Source organism: Ramlibacter montanisoli (genome assembly GCF_013087525.1).
GTDB classification, from domain to species: Bacteria; Pseudomonadota; Gammaproteobacteria; order Burkholderiales; family Burkholderiaceae_C; genus Ramlibacter; species Ramlibacter montanisoli.
On the sequence record NZ_JABFCS010000001.1, the window covers coordinates 3315113 to 3336023 of the forward strand.

The 20911-nt window shown below is 69.8% G+C and carries 22 protein-coding genes and 3 pseudogenes; 6 read left to right on the plus strand and 19 right to left on the minus strand.

Translation table 11 applies throughout. The annotated features are described in order from the left end of the window. The first annotated feature begins 10 nt into the window (after positions 1 to 10). Positions 11 to 713, plus strand: a pseudogene (locus HK415_RS27185) (ComF family protein). Positions 714 to 718: 5 nt separating this feature from the next. Then, positions 719 to 1188: pseudogene (gene trmL / locus HK415_RS16400) on the plus strand (tRNA (uridine(34)/cytosine(34)/5-carboxymethylaminomethyluridine(34)-2'-O)-methyltransferase TrmL). Between the two features lie 177 nt (positions 1189 to 1365). Here the strand turns inward: trmL and HK415_RS16405 are convergent. Then, the gene (locus tag HK415_RS16405) at positions 1366 to 1821 is read right to left on the minus strand and encodes a MaoC family dehydratase (RefSeq protein WP_171561148.1); all 456 of its coding nucleotides are present in this window, start codon (positions 1819 to 1821) and stop codon (positions 1366 to 1368) included. 41 nt (positions 1822 to 1862) lie between these two features. After that, positions 1863 to 2480 carry a ParA family protein gene (locus tag HK415_RS16410; RefSeq protein WP_171561149.1) on the minus strand — a complete coding sequence of 206 codons (618 nt, stop codon included), beginning with the start codon at positions 2478 to 2480 and terminating at the stop codon, positions 1863 to 1865. A 56-nt stretch (positions 2481 to 2536) separates the two neighbouring features. On the opposite strand from HK415_RS16410, the gene kefF reads away from it, so the two are divergent. After that, entirely contained in the window at positions 2537 to 3172 is a 636-nt protein-coding gene (gene kefF / locus HK415_RS16415) for a glutathione-regulated potassium-efflux system oxidoreductase KefF (RefSeq protein ID WP_171561150.1), read from the plus strand. A gap of 1 nt (position 3173) precedes the next feature. After that, complete coding sequence (kefC, locus tag HK415_RS16420) at positions 3174 to 5012, plus strand: glutathione-regulated potassium-efflux system protein KefC (protein WP_171561151.1); 1839 nt, start codon at positions 3174 to 3176, stop codon at positions 5010 to 5012. 3 nt (positions 5013 to 5015) lie between these two features. Here the strand turns inward: kefC and HK415_RS16425 are convergent, their stop codons facing one another. From HK415_RS16425 to HK415_RS27195, 15 genes and pseudogenes are all read right to left on the minus strand, one after another. Continuing rightward, positions 5016 to 5771 (minus strand): sulfite exporter TauE/SafE family protein, encoded by a 756-nt coding sequence (locus HK415_RS16425; RefSeq protein WP_171561152.1) that lies wholly within the window; start codon positions 5769 to 5771, stop codon positions 5016 to 5018. A gap of 65 nt (positions 5772 to 5836) precedes the next feature. Then, positions 5837 to 6379, minus strand: coding sequence for an NADPH-dependent FMN reductase (locus HK415_RS16430; protein WP_171561154.1), 543 nt, complete (start codon positions 6377 to 6379; stop codon positions 5837 to 5839). A gap of 23 nt (positions 6380 to 6402) precedes the next feature. After that, a complete protein-coding gene (locus HK415_RS16435) occupies positions 6403 to 6543 on the minus strand; it encodes a hypothetical protein (protein WP_171561155.1) in 141 nt (46 codons plus the stop codon). Continuing rightward, positions 6489 to 7367: a Bug family tripartite tricarboxylate transporter substrate binding protein gene (locus HK415_RS16440; RefSeq protein WP_171561156.1), complete on the minus strand. Its 879-nt coding sequence runs from the start codon at positions 7365 to 7367 to the stop codon at positions 6489 to 6491. The genes HK415_RS16435 and HK415_RS16440 overlap by 55 nt, the downstream gene beginning before the upstream one ends. A 14-nt stretch (positions 7368 to 7381) precedes the next feature. Further along, positions 7382 to 7999, minus strand: a complete 618-nt coding sequence (locus HK415_RS16445) for a nuclear transport factor 2 family protein (RefSeq protein ID WP_171561157.1) — start codon at positions 7997 to 7999, stop codon at positions 7382 to 7384. 90 nt (positions 8000 to 8089) lie between these two features. Further along, on the minus strand, positions 8090 to 8803 hold the full coding sequence (locus tag HK415_RS16450; RefSeq protein WP_171561158.1) for an ABC transporter ATP-binding protein: 714 nt from the start codon (positions 8801 to 8803) through the stop codon (positions 8090 to 8092). Then, the gene (locus HK415_RS25360; RefSeq protein ID WP_253261917.1) at positions 8796 to 9047 is read right to left on the minus strand and encodes an ABC transporter ATP-binding protein C-terminal domain-containing protein; all 252 of its coding nucleotides are present in this window, start codon (positions 9045 to 9047) and stop codon (positions 8796 to 8798) included. The genes HK415_RS16450 and HK415_RS25360 overlap by 8 nt, the downstream gene beginning before the upstream one ends. Next, positions 9017 to 10561: an ABC transporter permease subunit gene (locus HK415_RS16455; RefSeq protein ID WP_253261918.1), complete on the minus strand. Its 1545-nt coding sequence runs from the start codon at positions 10559 to 10561 to the stop codon at positions 9017 to 9019. The genes HK415_RS25360 and HK415_RS16455 overlap by 31 nt, the downstream gene beginning before the upstream one ends. Further along, entirely contained in the window at positions 10558 to 11421 is an 864-nt protein-coding gene (locus HK415_RS16460) for a branched-chain amino acid ABC transporter permease (protein WP_171561159.1), read from the minus strand. Before HK415_RS16460 ends, HK415_RS16455 begins: the two co-directional genes overlap by 4 nt. 5 nt (positions 11422 to 11426) lie before the next feature. After that, complete coding sequence (locus HK415_RS16465) at positions 11427 to 12656, minus strand: amino acid ABC transporter substrate-binding protein (protein WP_171563508.1); 1230 nt, start codon at positions 12654 to 12656, stop codon at positions 11427 to 11429. Beyond that, a complete protein-coding gene (locus HK415_RS16470) occupies positions 12652 to 13623 on the minus strand; it encodes a Bug family tripartite tricarboxylate transporter substrate binding protein (RefSeq protein WP_171561160.1) in 972 nt (323 codons plus the stop codon). The genes HK415_RS16465 and HK415_RS16470 overlap by 5 nt, the downstream gene beginning before the upstream one ends. Further along, positions 13620 to 14783, minus strand: a complete 1164-nt coding sequence (locus HK415_RS16475) for a CaiB/BaiF CoA transferase family protein (RefSeq protein WP_171561161.1) — start codon at positions 14781 to 14783, stop codon at positions 13620 to 13622. The genes HK415_RS16470 and HK415_RS16475 overlap by 4 nt, the downstream gene beginning before the upstream one ends. After that, entirely contained in the window at positions 14780 to 15583 is an 804-nt protein-coding gene (locus tag HK415_RS16480; protein ID WP_171561162.1) for a citryl-CoA lyase, read from the minus strand. The genes HK415_RS16475 and HK415_RS16480 overlap by 4 nt, the downstream gene beginning before the upstream one ends. 119 nt (positions 15584 to 15702) lie before the next feature. Continuing rightward, entirely contained in the window at positions 15703 to 16143 is a 441-nt protein-coding gene (locus tag HK415_RS27190; RefSeq protein ID WP_373684658.1) for a dioxygenase family protein, read from the minus strand. Then, positions 16142 to 16588: pseudogene (locus tag HK415_RS27195) on the minus strand (dioxygenase); the annotation flags it as partial. The pseudogene HK415_RS27195 and the gene HK415_RS27190, both read right to left, overlap by 2 nt. A 123-nt stretch (positions 16589 to 16711) precedes the next feature. On the opposite strand from HK415_RS27195, the gene HK415_RS16490 reads away from it, so the two are divergent. Beyond that, entirely contained in the window at positions 16712 to 17596 is an 885-nt protein-coding gene (locus tag HK415_RS16490) for a LysR substrate-binding domain-containing protein (protein WP_171561164.1), read from the plus strand. A gap of 745 nt (positions 17597 to 18341) precedes the next feature. Then, positions 18342 to 18524 carry a hypothetical protein gene (locus tag HK415_RS16495; protein WP_171561165.1) on the plus strand — a complete coding sequence of 61 codons (183 nt, stop codon included), beginning with the start codon at positions 18342 to 18344 and terminating at the stop codon, positions 18522 to 18524. Positions 18525 to 18537: 13 nt separating this feature from the next. On the opposite strand, the gene dbpA is transcribed toward HK415_RS16495, so the two are convergent. Both dbpA and HK415_RS16505 read right to left on the minus strand, forming a co-directional pair. Further along, positions 18538 to 19929: an ATP-dependent RNA helicase DbpA gene (gene dbpA / locus HK415_RS16500; RefSeq protein ID WP_171561166.1), complete on the minus strand. Its 1392-nt coding sequence runs from the start codon at positions 19927 to 19929 to the stop codon at positions 18538 to 18540. After that, complete coding sequence (locus tag HK415_RS16505) at positions 19926 to 20876, minus strand: alpha/beta fold hydrolase (protein ID WP_171561167.1); 951 nt, start codon at positions 20874 to 20876, stop codon at positions 19926 to 19928. Before HK415_RS16505 ends, dbpA begins: the two co-directional genes overlap by 4 nt. Between the last annotated feature and the right edge of the window lie 35 nt (positions 20877 to 20911).

Genomic DNA, 20911 nt, shown 5'->3' on the forward strand with positions numbered 1-20911 from the left:
TATTGAGGCGATGCGCACCGCCTGGCTCCAGCGCTGGGCGAAAGCCCCTCCCGGCCGCTGCGCCGTGTGCGGCGCATGGCCCGCGCGCCCGCTGTGCGACGCCTGCGTCGTGCAGTTCGCGCAAGCCGCGGCCCGCTGCTCGACCTGCGCCCTGCCCCTGCCCGCCGCCGCGCCTGCCTGCGGCGCCTGCCTGCGCGATCCGCCGCCGCTCGACGCCTGCTTCGCCGCCGTCCCCTATGCCTACCCCTGGTCCGGCCTGGTCGCCCGCTTCAAGTTCAGCGGCGAACCCGGCTGGGCCGAAACGCTGGCCGGGCGCATGGCCCGCATCCCGGGACTGGACGCCGAACTGCAACGCGCCGACCTGCTGCTGCCGATGCCGCTGGCGCCACGGCGCCTGTCCGAGCGCGGCTTCAACCAGGCCCTGCTGCTGGCGCGTCAGCTCGATCGCGACAAGGTGGAGAGCCAGCTGCTGCTGCGCCTGCGCGAGACCGGTTCGCAGACCACGCTGGACCGGCGCGCGCCAGGCGAACGTGGGCGGGGCCTTCGGCGTCGAGCCGCTGCGCGCGCAGGAAGTGCGCGGCAAGGCCGTGCTGCTGGTGGACGACGTGATGACCAGCGGCGCGTCGCTGCATGCGGCGGCCAGGGCGCTGCGGCAGGCGGGAGCTGCGCGGGTCAGTGCGGTCGTCCTCGCGCGCACGGAAGAAACCTCCTGAACCGCATGTTCCACATCGTCCTGGTCACCCCGAAATCCCGCCCAACACCGGCAACGTGATCCGCCTGGCCGCCAACACCGGCTGCACGCTGCACCTGGTGGAGCCGCTCGGCTTCTCGATGGAGGACCGCCACATGCGGCGCGCGGGCCTGGACTACCACGAGTACGCCGAAGTGCGCCGCCACGCGGACTGGGGCGCGCTGGTGGCGGCAGAGCAGCCCGATCCGGCGCGCCTGTTCGCGCTCAGCACGCGCGGCACCCGCCACGTGCACGAGGTTTCCTATGCCGCCGGGGACTGGCTCGTCTTCGGCTCCGAAACGCGCGGGCTGGCTCCGTCCCTGCTGGAGAGCTTCGCGCCGGCCCAGCGCTTGCGCCTGCCGATGCGCGCCGGCCAGCGCAGCCTCAACCTGTCGAATGCGGTGGCCGTGACGGTGTTCGAGGCCTGGCGGCAGCTCGGATTCGCAGGCGCTGGCTGAGCGTTGTGCCGCTGGGGACACAAGCAATACTCCGTTTCATGCGGCTGTGTTTGAAAGCCCGCGAACGGTCCCGCATGTGGGAGGAACCGGCCCTTCCCAGGGCAGGCCAGGCAACCCAGACTCCTTTTTCCAGCCCGCCTCGTGCGGGCTCCTTTTGCCCGTAACGACTCGTACGGCTCAGGCGTAGCGGCGGCTGATCGACTCCGCGATGCACACCGGCTTCTCGACCCCTTCGCGCTCGATCGTCACCTGCCACGTCATCTGGTAGCCGTTGCCCTCGATGCGCTTGGACTCCAGCAGCTTCAGGCGGCCGCGCAGGCGGCTGTCCACCGGCACCGGCCCGGTGAAGCGCACGCGGTTCAGGCCGTAGTTCACCCCCATCTTGGTGTCCAGCACTTCCAGCGCGGAATCGAAGAACTTCGGGATCAGCGACAAGGTGAGGAAGCCGTGCGCGATGGTCGCGCCGAAGGGGCCCTGCCTGGCCCTTTCCTCGTCGACGTGGATCCACTGGTGGTCGCCGGTGGCTTCGGCGAACTGGTTGATCTGCTGCTGGGTCACCGGAATCCAGTCGCTGACGGCGACCTCCTGGCCGACGAGCGCCGGCAGTTCGGCGAGCGATTGGAAGGTTCTCATCCTCCGCAATGTAGCAAGCGGAGGCAGGGAAGCGGGGTCGCTTACGCGTCCAGCCAGCGGTGGATCGGCTGCCACTGCTCCAGGTCGCGCTCGACCTTGGACGGCGCGACATCGGACAGCGTGAGGCCGCGCGCCGCCAGGTGCACGTAGTTCTGCGTCGGCCGCAGCAAGCCCAGCACCGGCAGGCCCAGGCCGTCCACGAACTCCTGCAGCTTGTCGGCGGCGATGGTGCGCGAATCGACCCGCATGCCGACGATCCCGACCTGCATGCGCCCGGCCTTGCGGTGGTGTGCCAGCTCGTCCAGGAAGGCGCGGGTGGCGTAGATGTCGAAGATGCTGGGCTGCAGCGGCACGACCACCTTGTCGGCGTTGCGCAAGGTGTCTTCCATCCACTTGCCGTGCATGCCGGCCGGCGTGTCCAGCACGACGTGGGTGGTGCCCTTGGGCGGCTTGGCGATCTGCCCCTCGCCCAGCTCCCAGTGCGCGATGGGCCGGGCCTCGGGCGGGCGCAGGCGCAGCCACAGGCGGGAGGATTGCTGGCGGTCCGCGTCGCCGAGCATCACCTGGTGCCCCCGGCTTGCGAAATACCCAGCAATATTGGTGGCGACGGTGGTCTTGCCGACCCCGCCCTTCGGATTCGCAACAACGACGACCGGCATAGTCGCGCTCCTCTGATGCGCGGCCCGGGGAGCCGCATTGAGCTATGTTACAGGGCATGGATGAGTTCGCAAACCGGCGCCAGGGCATCTACGTGTTGGCCGCCCACCCGAACTGGCGGGAATCCAGGGCCAACCGCCAGCTGTTCGACGAGGCACGCGGCCTGGCCGGCGTGCAGGTCCAGGACCTCTACGGCCGCTATCCGGACTACGACATCGACGTCGCGGCCGAACAGGCCAACGTGGACGCGGCCCGGCTGCTGGTGCTGCTGCACCCGATCCAGTGGTACTCGATGCCGGCGCTCATGAAGCTCTGGCTCGACGAGGTGCTGCGCTATGGCTGGGCCTACGGCCGCTCCGGCACGGCGCTGCACGGCAAGGACCTGTGGCTGGTGGCCAGCACCGGCGGCCCGGAAGCCTCCTACCACCCCCAGGGCTACAACCGCTACTTCTTCGACGCCTTCCTGCCGCCCTACGAGCAGACGGCGCACCTGTGCGGCATGCGCTTCCTGCCGCCGCTGCTGCTGCATGCGGCCCACCGCGCGAGCGAGGCGGAGGTCCAGGCGCACGTGGAGGTGTTCCGCGAGCGCCTGCAAAGCTACCCCGACTGGCCGGAGCTGGAGGAACTGGACGCCTGCCCGATCACCGACGTGCCGGCCACCGACCGGCCCGAGCCGGACCCCGGAGAGGACTGACATGGAGCACGCGCCCGCCTGGCTGACCAACAGCCTGATCTATCTCGCGGCGGCCGTGATCGCCGTGCCGCTGTCGCGCGCCATCGGCCTCGGCTCCATCCTCGGCTACCTCGCGGCCGGCATCGCCATCGGCCCCTGGGTGCTGGGCCTGGTCACGAACGTCGAGGACATCCTGCACTTCGCCGAGTTCGGCGTGGTGCTGATGCTGTTCCTGATCGGGATGGAGCTGGAGCCGCGGCGCCTGTGGAACCTGCGGCGGCCCATCTTCGGCTGGGGCAGCGCGCAGGTGCTGGGATGCACCGCGCTGCTGTTCGCGGCGGGGCTGGCCGCGGGGGCGCCGTGGCGGACCTCGCTGGCCGCGGCACTGGGCCTGGCGCTGTCCTCCACGGCGATCGCGCTGCAGGTGATGCGCGAACGCAACCTGATGCCCACGCCCAGCGGGCAGGCGGGCTTCTCGATCCTGCTGTTCCAGGACGTCGCCGCGATCCCGATCCTGGCCTTGCTGCCCCTGCTCGGCACGCAGGGCGCACGCCCCGACGCAGCCAATCACTGGGTGGAGGCGCTGCGCATCGTGGCGGTGATCGGCGGCATCATCCTGGGCGGCCGCCTGCTGCTGCGGCCCTTGCTGCGCTGGATCGCCAAGAGCCGCACGCCGGAGATCTTCACCGCCGCCGCCTTGCTGCTGGTGGTGGCCATCGCCGCGCTCATGCAGCTGGTGGGCCTGTCGATGGCGCTGGGCGCCTTCCTCGCCGGCGTGCTGCTGGCGGAAAGCGAATACAAGCGCGAGCTGGAGACCGACCTCGAGCCCTTCAAGGGCCTGCTGCTCGGCCTCTTCTTCATCGCCGTGGGCATGAGCATCGACTTCGGCGTGCTGGCGCGTTCGCCCGGCGCGATGGCGCTGATCGTGGTGGCGCTGATGCTGCTGAAATGCCTCGTGATCTGGCTGATCGCCAGGCCGATGGGGATCCCGCTGGTGGAGCGGCCGGTGTTCACGCTGCTGCTGGCGCAGGGCGGCGAATTCGCCTTCGTGGTGTTCCAGGCGGCGGCCGGCGCGCGCGTGTTCTCCATGGAGACCGCGTCGCTGCTGATCGGGGCGGTGGCGGTGTCCATGCTGCTCACGCCGCTGCTGCTGGTGGCCGTGGACCGCCTGCTGCTGCCGCGGCTGGAAGGCGACGGCCGCAAGCTGCCGGAACTGAGCGTGCCGCAGGATGCGCCGGTGATCATCGCCGGCTTCGGCCGCTACGGCCAGATCATCGGCCGGCTGCTCACGGCGCAGGGCATCCGCTCCACCGTGCTCGATCACGACGCCGACATGGTCGAGGCCGCGCGCGCCTTCGGCTACGCGGTGCACTACGGCGACGCCACGCGGCTGGACCTGCTGCGCACCGCGGGCGCGGGCAGCGCGCGCGTGCTGGTCGTCGCGGTGGACGACACCGAGCAGTCCCTGCGCATCGTCGAGCTCGCGCAGGAGCACTTCCCCCAGCTCGAACTGGTGGCGCGCGCGCGCGACGTGCCGCACTGGAATGCCCTGCGCGAAAAAGGCGTGATGCGGGTGGAGCGCGAAGTGTTCGAGTCCAGCCTGCGCAGCGGCCGCACGGTGCTGGAGGTGCTGGGACAGTCGCCGCACGAGGCCCGCCAGCACGCGATGCGCTTTCGCCGGCACAACCTGGAACTGTTCGAGAAGATGCACCCGCACTACCGCGACCGCAAGCGGCTGATTGCGGTGGTCAAGGCGGGGCGGCAGCAGCTGGAGGAGCAGATGGCGCAGGAACGCGCCGAGGCGGCGGAGCGGCGCAAGCGCGGCGAGGAGCGGATCCCGGGGTGGGATGCGGACCGGTGAGCTTCAAACGAAGCCGTCCCACACGAGCTTGATCCCGGTGAGCAGCATCCCCGCATAGAGCAGCCGGTAGAACAGCTTCGGCTGGATGCGGTGCGCCAGCCGCACGCCGATCAAGACACCGATCGGCGCGAAGGGCATCAGCGCCAGCGAGGTCGCCATGTTGCGCAGGTCCAGCAGCCCGAGCCAGCCGTACGGGATCCACTTGCTCAGGTTGATCACGAAGAAGAACACGCTCATGGTCGCCGCGAAGGTGACCGGGGCCAGCCGCAGCGGCAGCACGTAGGCGGTGACGGGCGGGCCGCCCGCGTGCGCCACGAAGCTGGTGAAGCCCGAAGTGACGGTGAGGATGCCGCCCAGCCACTTGGGCGGCGGCGGGCTGTGCGCGCGCGGCGGGAACAGCAGGCGCTGCGCGAGGAACAGCAGCGTGAACACGCCGACGATGCCGGCGACCATGCGCGCATCGAGCAGCCGGAACAGCAGCGTGCCGATCACCGTGCCGACCAGGCCGGCGGGGATCAGGAAGCGCAGCAGCTTGGCGTCCCACTTCCCGCGGTAGGCGGTGAGGCCCATGATGTCCATGACGAACAGGATGGGCATCAGGATGGCGGCGGCCTGCGGCACCGTCACGGCCAGCGCCATCATCGGCACGGCCAGCGAACCGAAGCCGGCGCCGAAGCCGCTCTTGCTCAGGCCCAGGAGCAGGACGGCGGGGATGGAGACGGCGTAGAAGTGCCAGTCGGTGATGAGGGGGAAATTCACGCGTGCATTGTCGCGGGGAGCGCCCCCACCCCAGCCTCCCCCGCAGGGGGAGGGAGGAAGGCCGGTCAGCCGACGCGCTTCTTCAGGGCTTGCAGGGAGACCAGCAGGTCGCCGATGAACTTGGCGGTGGCCTCGTCGGTGAGTTCGCCCTGGGCATTGAACTTGTTCTGCGCGAAGGAGATGAACACCTCCGGCTTGTTGACGGTGAAGGCGTTCATGAAGACCAGCACCTTGCGCAGGTCGTACTGCATGCGCGCCGTGCCCACCGGCCCCGGGCTGGCGCCCATGATGGCCACCACCTTGCCGTCCACCGGCGGCTCCGGCGGCCGCGACAGCCAGTCCAGCGTGTTCTTCAGCACGCCCGGGATCGAGAAGTTGTACTCCGGCGTGGCGATCAGCAGCGCGTCGGCCGCGCGCACCTTCGCCTTGAGCGCGGCGACTGCGGCGGGCTCGCCGGCGGCGCGCACGTCGTCGTTGTAGAGCGGGATGCGCGAGATGTCCGCGATGTCGATCTTCATGCCCGCGGGCGCGAGCTTCTGCGCGGCGCGCAGCGCCATCGCGTTGGTGGAAGCCTGGCGCAGGCTGCCGCAGATGCCAAGGACGTTCATGTCGTTTTCTTTGTCAGGGGAAATCATTCGGCGCGGATGCCCAGCGTCTTCACCAGCTTCGACCAGTGCTCGACGTCCCTGCGCACCACCACCCGCGCATCTTCGCCGATCAGCGCCATGGGCTTGCCGCCGCCCTTGAGCAGCGACTCCTGCACGTCCGGCATGGCCGCCACCTTGGCGAAATCGGCACGCGCTTCTGCAGCACCTCGGGCGGCGTCTTGGCGGGGGCGAACAGGCCGAACCAGGACTCCAGCTGCAGGTCCGCCGCGCCGCTTTCCAGCACGGTGGGCACCTGCGGGTGCATGGTGTTGCGCGCGGCGCCCGACACCGCGAGCGGCTTGGCGTTGCCGGCATCCACCTGCACGCGCGCCGTGGGCGAGAGGTCGAAGAACAGGTCGACCCGGCCGCCCAGCAGGTCCTGGTAGGCCGGCTGCGCGCCGCGGTAGGGCACGTGCGCCACTTCCACCTTGGCCAGGTGCCACAGCGCCGCCGCCAGCACGTGCTGGCCCGAGCCGTTGCCGGCCGAGGCGTAATTGAGCTTGCCCGGATTGGCCCTGGCGTGCGCGAGCACTTCCTGCAGGTTCCGGAAGGGCAGGTCCTTGCGCCCGACCAGCGTGTAGCTGTAGCTCACGAGCAGGCCCACCGGCTCGAAGTCTTTCAGGCTGTCGTAGGGCAGGTTGGCGTACAGGCCCGGATTGAGCGCGAGGTTGGACACCGAGCCCACCAGCAGCGTGTAGCCGTCGGCCGGCGACTTCGCGGCGGCATCGGTGCCCACCAACGTGCCGGAGCCGGTGCGGTTCTCCACCACGAAGCTCTGGCCCGTCACCTTGGCCATGCGATCGGCCAGGAGCCGTCCCACGTTGTCGAAGCCGCCGCCCGGGGGCTGCGGCACGATGATGCGCACCGGCTTGCTGGGATAGGCCTGTGCGTGCGCGAAGGGCGCGGCGCAGGCCAGCGCGATGGCGGCGAGGGCCTGGCGGCGGATCATGGGCCGGCCCATTTCTAGCGCTCCAGCGGGCCGCCGGCCAGCCAGCGGGCGCCGCGCGCGTACAGCTCCTGCACCACCGGGCCCTTGAGCATCGGCATGTCCATCTTGACCTTGTAGCCGATGCGCGTCTGGATATACGCGAGGTGGCGGTAGCCTTCCGGCATGCTGGCCAGCAGCTTCTGGTCCAGCTTCAGCTGCGCGGTGGAATCGACCGGGTCGATGCGGTCCTTCTCGTAGATTGGCTGGCGGTGCAGCACCTTCCACTCGCCCTCGTGCTTCACGATGAAGTCGTGGAAGCGGCCGGTGCAGACCACGTCGCACAGCACCGGGCCGTCCGCGCCTTCGACCATGCCGCGCTGCGAGATGGTCATCTTGGTCTGCGCGATGGCGCGCTCGCCGGCCACCTCGATCGCCGAGCCGCCCAGGAAGTGCAGGATGCTCACGCCCTTGTCCCAGCCCTCCTGCGTGACGCGGATGAAGTCGCGGAAGGGCCCCTGGAACCAGGTGGCCATCATCACGCCTTCGGGGTGCCACACGGTGGCGAAGCGCTCCCAGTCGCCGGCGTCGCGCCAGACCGCCCAGCGTTCCACCAGCTCGCGGATCAGCAGCTTGTCGGTGAGGTTCTTGTCCATGTCGTCTCCTGCGAAGCGCGAACTCTAGCGGCGGAACGCGGCGGCGGGAACCGCCGGCCGGGCAAATGAGTTTTCCTCCCGCCGCAAGACTCAGTGCGTCTCGATGCCGAGGTAAGCCTTCTGGATCTCGGGCCGGCCCAGGAGGTCGCGCGCCAGGCCGTCGGCGACGATGCGGCCCTCTTCCATCACGTAGGCGCGGCGCGCGATCTCCATGGCCATCGCCACGTTCTGTTCCACCAGCAGCACCGAGGTGCCGCGCGCGTTGATCTCGCGGATCGCCTTGAACATGTCCAGCACCACGGCCGGCGCCAGTCCCAGCGAGGGCTCGTCCAGCAGCAGCAATTGCGGCCGGCTCATGAGCGCGCGGCCGATCGCCACCATCTGCTGCTGGCCGCCGGAGAGCGCGCCGGCGGGGCTCTGCAGCTTCTGCTCCAGCGCCGGGAACAAGGCAAGCACTTGTTCCATCGACGCGGCGCGGTGCTGCTTCGCCTGCGGCAGGTAGCTGCCGATCTCCAGGTTGTCCCGCACGCTCATGCCGGTGAACAGGCGCCGGCCTTCCGGCACGATCGCGATGCCGGTGGCGCAGAAGCGGTGGCTGGCCAGCTGCGTGATGTCCTGGCCGTCGAAGGACAGCCGCCCCGCGCGCGCGCGGTGCAGGCCCGCCAGCACGTTGATCAGCGTGCTCTTGCCGGCGCCGTTGGGGCCGACCACGCAGACCAGTTCGCCGCGCTGCACGTTGATCGAGATGTCCCACAACGCGGGCGCGGCGCCATAGGCCGCCTGCAGGTTGACGACCTCAAGCATAGGCGGCCTTTCCGAGATAGGCGCTCACCACTTCGGCGTCCTGCATCACCTCGTTGGCGTGGCCCTGCGCGATCAGCTTGCCGTGGTTCAGCACGATGATGCGGTCGGTCAGCGCCATCACCGCGCGCATCACGTGCTCCACGAACACGATGGTGGCGCCCTGGTCGCGGATGCGGCGGATCAGCGCGATCGCCTCGTCGATCTCGCTGGGCGTCAGGCCGGAGAGCACCTCGTCCAGCAGCACCAGCCGCGGCCGCGCGGCCAGCGCGCGCGCCAGCTCAGGAACTTGCGCTGGTGCAGGTTGATGTCGTCCGGCAGCGCGTGCGCGCGCTCCTGCAGGCCGGTGAACTCCAGCCACTTCCAGGCTTCGCGCTCGGCGTCCTGCTCGTTCAGGGCGGCGCCGCCGAACATGGCGACCATCGCCACGTTCTGCAGCACCGTCATGTGCTTGAAGGGCCGCGGGATCTGGTAGGTGCGCGCGATGCCCGCATGCGCCACGCGATGCGCGGGCAGGCCGGTGAGCAGCTTGCCGTCGAAGGAGACTTCGCCGGCGGACAGCGGGTAGTGGCCGCTGACGACGTTGATGAAGGTGGACTTGCCCGAGCCGTTGGGCCCGAGCAGCCCGAGGATCTCGCCCTGCCGCACCTGCAGGCTCACCTTGTCGAGGGCCTGCACGCCCTTGAAGGCCTTGGACAGTCCGCGGACTTCGAGGATCGGCTTGCCGATGACGACGGGCTTGCGCGCGGTCGTCGCCGTTGCGGCGACTGCCTGACTCCCCTCTCCCGCCTGCGGGAGAGGGGTGGGGGTGAGGGCTGGCTGTTCGCCCACCTTCCTCTTCTTCAGGAAGAACCCCAGGATCCCCTCCGGCATGAACAGGATCACCGCCACCAGGATCGCCCCGACCGCCGCCTTCCCCGCCACCGCATGGTCCCCTGCGGTGAACGCATACAGCAGCCCGGTGATCGCCGCCGCCCCCACCGCCGGCCCGGCCCAGTGCCGCGTGCCGCCCAGCACCGACATCAGCACCACCGTCAGCGGCACGGTGATGTTGAAGGTCTCGCCCGCCGTCACGTACTGCACGAACAGCGCGTGGATGCCGCCGGCCAGCCCCGCCAGCGCGCATGAGATCGCGAACGCCACCAGCTTGTAGCGGAAGGTCGGCACGCCCATCACCTCCGCCACGTCCTCGTCGTCGTGGATGGCGAACAGGCCGATGCCCAGCTTGGACACCTGCACCTTGTAGGCGATCAGCACGGTGGCGATCGCGGCCAGCAGGATCATCAGGTAGAGCGAGGACGCGGGCGACGGCCCGAGCTTGGGCGTCTCCACCGCGTTCAGGTACACGCCCGGCCCGCCGTCGATGGGCGAGTTGAGGATGACCGTGGCGACCACGAAGGTGACCGCCAGCGTGAGCAGGGCGAACACCTCGCCGCGCACGCCCTTGACGCGGAATACCACGAAGCCCAGGCCCACGCCCAGCAGCGCCGGCAGCAGCGCCGCGAAGGGCAGCGTGGCCAGGAAGGGCCAGCCGGCCTTGCCCGCGAGCGCCGCCGTCGTGTACATGCCGATGCCGAAGAAGGCGCCGTGGCCGAAGGAGAAGTAGCCCGAATAACCGGACAGGATGTTCCAGGACAGCGCCAGCACCGCCCAGTGGCACACCAGGTAGAGGATGGATTCGTAGAACTGCGGCAGGCCCAGCCAGGGCACGCTGGCCAGCACCGCGCCCACAGCGAAGATGGCGGCGACGGTGCGGTTCATGCGCCCGCCTTCGCCGGCCGGAACAGCAGCATCACGATCAGCAGCGAGAAGGAAACGATGGGCGCCCACGAGGGCGAGGCCACCGCCATGGTGATCGCCTCGCTGACGCCGATGATGGCGCCGGCCACCAATGGCCCGAGCGCGCTGCCCAGCCCGCCCAGCATGACGGCGGCGAACACCACGCCGACCCAGGCGAAGATCTGCGAGGGCGCCAGCGTGAACATCAGCGCCAGGCACACGCCGGCCACGCCCGCCAGTGCCGCGCAGGCACCGGCCAGGAGCAGCGACAGCATGCGCGAATTCACGCCGAAGGCGGCGGCGATCGGCCCGTCCTCCGCCATCGCGCGCAGCGCCTTGCCCAGGTCCGTGTAGCGCATCACCGCCCACACGCCCAGCGCGATCGACACCGACAGCGCCAGCGTCACCAGCTCCGGCACCGGGATGTACAGGCTGCCCACCGTCACCTTCATGGAGTTGTACTGCGACTCCAGGCGCCGGTAGTCCGCGGTCCAGATGCCCTGGATGCCGCTCTCGATCACCGCCGTGATGCCGAAGGTGACCAGCAGCGAATTGAAGGGCGTGATCGCGAATTTCGACAGCACCCACTGCATCGCCACGCCGATGCCGAAGAACAGCGGCGGCACCACCGCCAGCGCGAACAGCGGGTCGATCTTCCACACCGTCGCCATCTGGTAGCTCAGGTAGCCGGCCAGGAAGACCAGCCCGAAGTGCGACAGGTTGATCTGGCGCAGCAGGCCCCAGGTGAGGCCCAGGCCGAGCCCGATCAGCCCGTACAGGCTGCCGATGAAGATGCCCGAGAGGATGGACTGCGCGAGCAGGTTGAAGCTGGGGAGCGTCATCGCCCTCAGCGCACCTGGAACTTCGCGCCCGGCGCGGCGAAGGACTCCGGCCACACCACCTTCCAGGCGCCGTTCTGCACCTGCTTGATCTTCATGAGGTCGTCACCGTAGTTGCCGGGGCCGTCGAAGCGCAGGCGCCCCTGGATGGTCTCGATTCGCGTTTTCTTCAGGTAGTCGGCGATCTTGCGGTCGTCCAGGCTGTTGGCGCCGCGCACGCCCGCCTCCAGTATCTGCCAGGCGGTGAAGGACGCCGCGGCCTGCACTTCCACCGAGGTGTCAGGCAGGTTGGCGGCCTTGGCGCGCTCGTTGAACAGCGCGACGAATTCGGCGGCCGTGCCCTGGTTGGTGAAGGGCGGATGCTCCTCGAAGATCGTCAGCGCCAGCGCATTCGCGCCTTCGGGCGACTTGGTCAGCGGCCCCGGCGCGGGGTAGAGGTGGAAGTGGATCGGCGGCACGTAGTCGATCTTCTTCATCGCGTCGAGGAGCATGTTGCCTTCCAGGCCGATGTCGCCGATCCACACCATGTCGGGCTTCACGTCCTTCACGCGCGCGGCGATCGGGCCGAAGTTCTGGTTGCCGAAGTCCCATTCGAGGAACAGCACCTCCTGCAGGCCGCGCTTCTTGGCGACCTCGCGCCCGCCCAGCGACATGTAGTGGATGGAGGGGAACTTGCTGGTGACGATGGCGATGGTCTTGGGCGGCTTGCGCGAGGCGGCCAGCATGTCGAACAGCATGTTCGACACGGTCTCCTGCGGCCGGTGGCCGAGCGACCAGGCCGGGAACTGCATGTCGTACTTGGCCATCGAGGGGATGCCGAAGGTGTGGTGCACCAGCACCTTGTTGTAGCGCTGGGCGACACCCATCGCCGACAGGATGGCGCCGGTGGCGTAGGGGCCCATCAGCAGGTCCACCTTGTCGCTGGTCACCAGCTGCTCGTACAGCGTGCGCGCGAGGTCGGGCTTGGACTGGTCGTCCTTCACGATCCACTGCACCTGCCGGCCCAGCAGGCCGCCGCGCTTGTTCAACTGCTCCACGTAGATCTCGCCCACCAGCTTGTGCGTGAGCGCGGTGGCCGACAGCGGGCCCGTGAGGGCCAGCGTGCTGCCGATGCGGATCGGCTGGCCGGCGGTCTGCGCGAAGGCCGGCAGGGCGAGGCCGCGCCGGCGGCGGACAGGATGCGGCGGCGAGAGAGAGTCATGCTTTGTCTCCTGGTATGGCGTGGCTGTGGACTCAATCGACTTGCGCGCCCGAGCGCTTGACCAGCTCGGACCATTTCGTGATTTCGGTGCGGTTGAAGGCGGCGAGCTCGTCGGCCTTCAGCACGGGGACTTCCAGCCCCTGCGCGGCCAGCCTGGCCCTCACCTCGGGCTGGGCGACGGCCTGCGCCACCGCGTCGCGCAGTTTCGCGAGCACCGGCGCAGGGGTCGCGGCGGGCGCATAGAGCATGAACCAGGGCACCAGGTCGAACTCGCCGAAGCCCTGGTCCGCGATCGGCACGACCTCGGGCGCGGCAGCGGTGCGCTTCGCGCTGGACACGCCCAGCGCGCGCAGCTTGCCCGACTTGATGTGCGGCATCACCGCGGCCGGGTGGTAGAACATGAACTGCGTCTGGCCCGCCATCACGTCGGACAGGGCGAGGCCGCCTTCCTTGTAGGGCACGTGCACCATCTTGCCGCCCAGGCGCGCCTTGAGCAGCTCGCCCGCGAGGTGGCCGGAGGTGCCGTTGCCGGCCGAACCGAAGCTGATGCCGTTGCCCTTGTCGCCGGCCGCCTTCAGGTCCTTCAGGTCCTTGATCGGCGAGTCGGCCGCCACCACCAGCAGGGTGGGCGTGTAGCCGGCGAAGCCCAGCGGCGCGAAGTCCTTTTGCGCGTCGTAGGGCATCTTGCGGTACAGGCCGGGATTGATGGCGTGCGTGCCCACGGTTCCCATGAGGATGGTGTAGCCGTCCGCCGGCGCCTTGGCCACGAGGTCGGAACCGATGTTGCCGCCGGCGCCGGACTTGTTCTCCACGACGATGGCCTGCCCCAGCGCCTTGCCCATGGCCTCCGCATAGACGCGCGCGATGATGTCGGTGGTGGTGCCGGGACCGAAGGGCACCACCAGCCTCACCGGCCGGCTCGGGTAGTCCTGCGCGAAGGCCCCCAGCGGCGCGGCGAGCGCCAGCGCGGCGGCTGCGATCAGGACGGTACGGCGTTGGCTCACTTGCGGTTCTCCTTGTGCGACGCCCCGCGGGGCTTCCAGCCCTGGGACAGTTCCTCGTTGTGTTCGCCCAGCACCGGCGGTGCCGTCACTTCCAGCGGCCGCTGCCCGTCGAAGGAGACGGGCGAGCGCACCGTGCGGAAGGTTCCCACCACCGGGTGCTCGGCCTCCACGAACAGCTGCAGGTGCCTGGCCTGCGGATCGTCTGGCACTTCGGCGGTCGTGTACATGGGGGAATACGGCACGTCCTGGGCCTCCAGCCGGCGGCACCATTCGGCCCGCTCGTGCTGCAGGAAGACCGGGCGCATCACCTCGATCAGCGCTTCCTGGTGGTCGATGCGGCCCTGCCGGCTGGCGAAGCGCTCGTCCTGGAAGATGTCGGCCCGTTCCATGGCGGTGGCCAGGCCCTGCCAGAATTTCTCGGGCGAGGACATGTGCAGCGCGATCCACTTGCCGTCGCTGCACTCCAGCACATAGGACTGCGAGACGCTGGGCCGGCTGAAGGGCCCCATCACCTCGTTGGCCGAAAACAGGTGCTGGAAGGCGTCGAGGTTGAAGTGCGTCATGGCCTCGAACATCGAGAGCTCCACCTTGCGCGCCTTGCCGCGCTTCTCGCGCTCGTAGAGCGCGCCCAGGATGCCGTAGGCCGCGTAGAAACCGGTGACCAGGTCGGCGATCGCCGGGCCCACCACGCGCGGGTTGGCCGGGTTCACCAGCAGCCGCAGGTAGCCGCTGGCGGCCTGCGCCACGCTGTCGTAGGTCGGGCGGTGCGCGGCCGGTCCGGTGGCGCCGAAGCCGCTGATCGCGCAATAGATCAGCTGGTCGTTCAGGCCGTGCAGCCGCTCGAAGCCGGCGCCGATCTGCTCGGCGAAGCCCGGGCGGAAGTTCTGGATGTAGACGTCGGCGTCCTTCACCAGCGCGTCGAACTTCTCCAGGTCCGCGGCCTGCTTGGTGTTGAGCGTGATGCTGCGCTTGTTGCGGTTGACCGTCTGGTAGTGCGGCGAATAGAGGCCGCCCTTGAAGGCGCGGAAGGGGTCGCCGGTGCCGGGCAGCTCCACCTTGACCACGTCGGCGCCCAGGTCGGCCAGCAGCATGGACGCCGCCGGCCCGGTGATGAAGGTGCCGTGCTCCAGCACGCGCACGCCCTCGAGGACCTTGATCACTTGCCGCCCTCCGGGGGCAGCACGCCCGTGTATTCGTATTCGCGCATCGCCTGGTAGGACAGCGCGAAGCCGATCGGGTCCTGCATCTCCTCGTTCAGGTGCGCGATCAGGCTGGCGGTGCGCGCGAGGATGGGCACGCCCTTGAGCGCGCCCACCGGAAAGCCCACGCCCAGCAGCACGGCGGGAATCGCCGCCGAGACATTCAGGCGCAGGTCCTTGCCGGTGATGGCGGGGATGACTTCCTCCACCGCCTGCGCGATGTCGACGAAGTGCTGGCCGCCGCCGGCCTGGCGCGAAACCGCGAACAGCGCATCGACGCGGCGGTCGCGCTCCTTGTGCTCCGGGTGGCCGTAGCCGGGGATGGCCTGCTTGCGCTCGCGCCGTGCCGCGACGACGGCGCGCGCCGCCTCGCGCAGGTCGCCACCGCGCTTCTTCGCCTCCTCGTCGATCTCGACGAACATGCGCCCCGCCGTTTCGGAGGCGCCCAGGATCACCGAGCCGCAACCGAGGATGCCGGCCGCCACCGCGCCCTGCAGTGCCTCGGGCGCCGCGGCGAAGGTCATGCGCGCGGCCTGCACGCTGGGCACCAGGCCGTGGTCGGCGATCGCGACCAGCGTGGCGTTGAGCACCGCGCTGGCAGCGGCGTCCGGCTTGCGGCCGGTCAGCAGGAAGTGGAAGTAGTCGGCGAAATTCACCTGCCCGATCAGGTCCCGCGACAGGTCCTGCCCGCGCACGACGATGGTGTCGGCGTTGGAGGTGGTGATGGCCGAGCGCGGCACGGTGGCCTTGCCGATTTTCAATTGGATCTCCCTGTGTTCGCGTGTCGGGTGTTCGCTGGGGTTCGCTCCGCTCACCACCAGCCTACGAAGGTCCCCTGGGTAGGCTGGCGGTGAGGCGAAGCCGAACCCCAGCTCGGGCGCTATCGCGCCGAAGGCACCAGCCTGAAGTCGTACTTCGCCGTGTAATACGGCTTCTTCATCTCCCGCCCGTCCGGCGCCTTGCCTGGCGGATGCTTGGGGAATTCGACGATGAGGCTGTTGCGCACCCCGAACACCGCATCGGAATCCAGGTACGGGCTGTCCTTCACGAAGATGTGCGTCACCAGCCGCTCGTGGCCGGGGGCGTTGAGCATCATGTGCATGTGGCCGGGGCGGTTCAGGTGGCGGCCCATCTTGTCCAGCATGCGGCCCACCGGCCCGTCGCCCGGCACCGGATAGAACGTGGGCTTGATCGACCAGAAGCGGTAGTTGCCGTCCTGGTCCGTGCGGAACTGGGCGCGCAGCTTGCATCTCGTCGCCCTTCTGCATGTCGTACAGGCCGCCCTCGTCGCCGGACCACACGTCCACTTCGCAGTTGGCAATGGGACGGCCGTTGGTGTCGGTCACGCGCCCGTGGTACAGCGTCGGCTCGCCGAAGCCCTCGCCGATGTCCGCGCCCAGTTCCTTCTTCGGCGCGCCCGGCCAGAAGAAGGGGCCTTGCACGGTGGCTTCGGTCGGCTTCTCGCCCGGCCGGTCCGCCAATGCCCTGGCGCCGCGCGCCTGCTCCAGCGCCACCACCAGCATCGACAGGCCCAGGGTGTCCGACAGCAGGATGAACTCCTGGCGCTTCTCGTCGCACTTCTGGCCGGTGGCGGTGAGGAACTGGATGCCGGCCATCCACTCGTCCGGCGTCAGGTCCACCTCGCGCATGAAGGCGTGGGCGTGCTTCACCAGCGCCGTCATGACCTGCTTGAACCGGGCGTCCTGACAGTCGCCCATGCGGTCGATGACCGCCTGCGCGAAGTCGCTCACTTCCAGTTGGGCCATGTCTTGTCTCCTGTGTGGAGGGCGATTCTAGGCAGTGCAGCCATCGCTGGTAAGTGGGGAATTTCGACCGTTATGATCGATGCCATCGATAGCAATGCGGGCGGACCCTAGGTCTGTTTCACCATGGAACTGCGGCACCTCCGGTACTTCGACGCGCTGGCGGAAACCCTGAACTTCACGCGCGCGGCCGAGCGGCTGCACGTGACGCAGTCGACGCTGTCGCACCAGATCAAGCAGCTGGAGGAGGAGCTGGGCACGCCTCTCTTCGACCGCAGCGGCAAGCACGTGCGCATGACCGAGGCCGGCGAGGTGCTGCGCAGCCACATGACGCCGGCGCTGGAGAAGATCGACCTGGGCCTGCAGGCCCTGCGAGCGCCCGGCGAGGCCATCACCGGCAGCATCCGCCTGGGCACCACCCCCAGCTTCAACACACGCATGGTCCCGCAGTGCGTCGCGACGCTGCTGAACGCCTACCCGGGCATCGGCGTGAGCGTGGAAGAACTGGCGGCGGGGCAGATCCTCAAGCGCCTGCGCTCGGGCCACCTGGACATCGCTGTGTCCTATCCGCCCGGCGACGGCAACGACCTGTGGTTCGAGCCGCTGTACAAGGAGGAGCTGCGGCTGGTGGTGGCCACCGGGCACCCGCTGGCGCGGCGAAGGCGCGTGCGCATGGTGGAACTGCACAACGTGCGCATGGTGCTGCTGCCCGCGCAGTTCCTCACGCGCAAGCTGCTGGACGAATGCCTGCAGCAGGCAGGCGCCAAGCCGCTGATCGTCGCGCAGATGAACTCGGTGGCGCCGATGATCGAGCTCATTCGGCAGACCGACCTGGCAGGGATCATCACCGAGACGGCGGTGTCCTCCTCCGCCGACCTGCGCGTGATCCCGCTGGAGGACCCGACCCCCGTGCGCACGCCGGGATTGCTGTGGCCCAAGGGCGCGGCGCGCTCGCCGGTGCTGCGGCACTTCGCGGAGATCATCCGCAGGGCCGCGGGGACGGCGGCCTGATCCCACACAATGACGGCATGAAGATCGTCCTTCGACCGGGGCTGTGCGGCGAGGCGCTCGCGACTCGCCTGGCCGGCGACCCCGTCGTGGCGCAGGCCCTCGGGCCGGAACCCAACGCCGCCGTCGGCTACCTCTTCAAGAAGTTCTTCGACGCCGGCACTCCCGTGCTGGCGCGCATCCTGGAGCACGCCAAGGCCGAAGGCAAGCGCCTGTCCTTCCTGCGCGACCTGCAGTTCCCGACGCGCGAAATTGCCGCCGCCTCGCACCTGGAAGTCGTCTGCCGCAAGACGATAGGCCAGAGCGATGCGGAGTCCCGCGCCACGCTCGCCGACTACCACGCGGATCCCCTGCACGCCACCGCCAGCCGCTGGCGGGTCCGCCTGCCGCGGCGCATGTTCCTCGGCAAGCCCGTGCCGCCGGAGACCATCGCGCACGTGGACCAGTACACCGGCGAATACGTGCTCGGGGCGGCCGCGGCGGAGGCCTTGCGAACCAGCAGCTTGGGTGGCTGGGAGCTGCAGCCCGTGCTGCACTGGAAGACGCTGCAGCCGCAGCCCCAGGTCGGCATGCACCTCACGACCCGCGAACTGCTGCCGCCGGCGCTGTCGTGCGCGAGCACCTTCGAGACTTTCGACGACGGGCCCAAGGCCCCGAGCACGCCGCGCCGCTACGGCGCGCTGTCGTATGCACGTGGTGCGCTCGATGTCTCCGCCGACTTCGCGCGCACCGCCGAACCCTGGTGCGAATGGTCCACCCCCAATGGGTGGTGCGGCAGCGCGTGCGCGGCTGGTACGAGGGTGCGGGCCTGCGCGGCTGGGCGTTCCGGCCGGTGCTGGAGGAAGGCACGCCGCTGCAGCGCGAGCACGAAGAGCGCTGGGAAACGCTGCTGGCGCAGCTGCGCGCCGCCGGCGCCAAGGTCTCCGCCTGAGCGCGCGCTCCGCTCAGTCCTCCAGCACCCGCACCTTCACGGCCTTGCCCTTGATGCGGGCGGCGCCGAGCCGCTTCGCCACGTCCTGCGCGATCGCGCCCTGCACCGCCACGTAGGTCGAGAACTCGTTGACGTCGATCTTGCCGACCTGCTCGCGCGTGAGCCCGAGGTCCTTGGTCAGCGCGCCCAGCACGTCGCCCGGGCGGATCTTCTCCTTGCGCCCGCCCTGGATGTGCAGCGTGGCCATCGCGGGCTTCAGCGGTCCGCCGCCGGCCGGCGTGAGTTCCGCCAGCGGATGCCACTCCGAGGGCCGGTTCTGCAACTGCTCGATGCGTCCCACGGAACCCATCTCGTCCAGGCTCGCCAGGCACAGCGCCAGGCCGGTCTCGCCCGCGCGGCCGGTGCGGCCGATGCGGTGGATGTGCACTTCGGCATCGGGCGACACGTCCACGCTGATCACGGCGGCCAGGCTGGCGATGTCCAGCCCGCGCGCGGCCACGTCGGTCGCCACCAGCACCGAGCAGCTGCGGTTGGCGAAGCGCACCAGCACCTGGTCGCGGTCGCGCTGTTCCAGGTCGCCGTGCAGCGCCAGCGCGCTGAAGCCGCGCGCGCGCAGCGCCTCCACCAGCTCGCGGCAGCGCGCCTTGGTGTTGCAGAAGGCCAGCGTGCTGTCCGGCCGGAAGTGGGCGAGCAGCTTGCCCACGGCCGGCAGGCGCTGCGCCTCGGTGACCTCGTACCAGCGCTGGTCGATCTGGCCGGCGGCGTGCTGTGCCTCCACCTTTACCGTCAGGGGCTCGCGCATGAACTGCGCGGCCAGCCGGTCGATCTCCTCCGGATAGGTCGCGGAGAACAGCAGGGTCTGGCGCTGCGGCGGGCACAGGCGGATGACGCCGGCGATCTCCTCGAAGAAGCCCATGTCCAGCATGCGGTCCGCTTCGTCGAGCACCAGCGTGTTGACCGCGTCGAGCTGCAGGCTGCCGCGCTGCAGGTGGTCGAGCACGCGGCCCGGCGTGCCCACCACGACGTGCGCGCCGTGTTCCAGGGTGGCGAGCTGCCCGCGCAGGGGCACGCCGCCCACCAGCGTGACAACCTTGATGTTGTCCTCGGCCCGCGCCAGCCGGCGCACCTCGGTGGTCACCTGGTCTGCGAGTTCGCGCGTGGGACACAGCACCAGCGACTGCACGGCGAAGCGCCGCGCGTTCAGGTTGGCCAGCAGCGCCAGCGCGAAGGCGGCGGTCTTGCCGCTGCCGGTCTTGGCCTGGGCGATGATGTCCTTGCCGAGCAGGGCGGGCGGCAGGCTGGCGGCCTGGATGGCGGTCATCTCGAGGTAGCCCAGCCGCTGCAGGTTGGCCTGCACGGCGGGGCCCAGGGGGAGCGTGGAAAAGCTGGTGGCGGGGGCGGTCATGCCCGCATCATGACGCACGGGGCTGTCACTTGCCCGGCGTCACCCCGCCGCCCGCACCAGCTCAGCACCGCATCCGCGAAGACCCGCGGCGCCTCCTGCGGCATGTTGTGGCCCACGCCCGGGACGATGCGGTGCGAGCGCTGGCCGGTGAAGAAGCGCGCATGCGCCTGTGCCGGCGAAGGGTCGCGCACGCCGTCGTCGGCGCCGTCGAAGGTGATGGTGGGCACGCCGATCGCCGGCTGGGCCGCCAGCCGCCGCTCGATCTCCGCATAGGCCGGGTCGCCCGGCTCCAGGCCGTAGCGCTGGCGGTAGGAGTGGATCACGACCTCGACGAAATCCTCGTTGTCGAAGGCCGCGGCCGAGCGCTCGAAGGTGGCGTCGTCGAACTTCCAGGTGGGCGACCACAGCTCCCACAGCAGCCGGGTCAGCGCGCGCCTGTGCTTCGCCAGGCCCGCGCGGCCGCGCTCGCAGTGGAAGTAGTACTGGTACCAGTAGCGCCGCTCGTTCTCCGGCGTGTCCGGTTCCACGCTGCGGGCGATGTCGTGGATGTTGTAGTTGTTGTACGAGACCAGGCCCGCGCAGCGCTCGGGCCAGAGCGCCGCGACCACGCAGGCCGCGCGGCCGCCCCAGTCGTAGCCGGCCAGCACCGCGCGCGGCACCTGCAGGGCGTCCATCAGCGCGAGCAGGTCGGCGCCGAGCGCGGCCTGCTCGCCCGAGCGCGGCGTGTCGGTTCGCAGGAAGCGCGTGGGGCCGTAGCCGCGCAGGTAGGGCACGACCACGCGGCAGCCGGCGTCGGCCAGCATGGGCGCCACTTCCACGTACGAATGGATGTCGTAGGGGAAGCCGTGCATCAGGAACACCGGCGGGCCCTCGGCCGGCCCGCAGCCGTACCAGGCGATGTCGAGGACGCCGGCGGTGGTGGTGTGCAGGGGTTGCAGCGTTTCCATGTGCGCAGCTTGCCACAGCGCGCCCGCACGCGTGG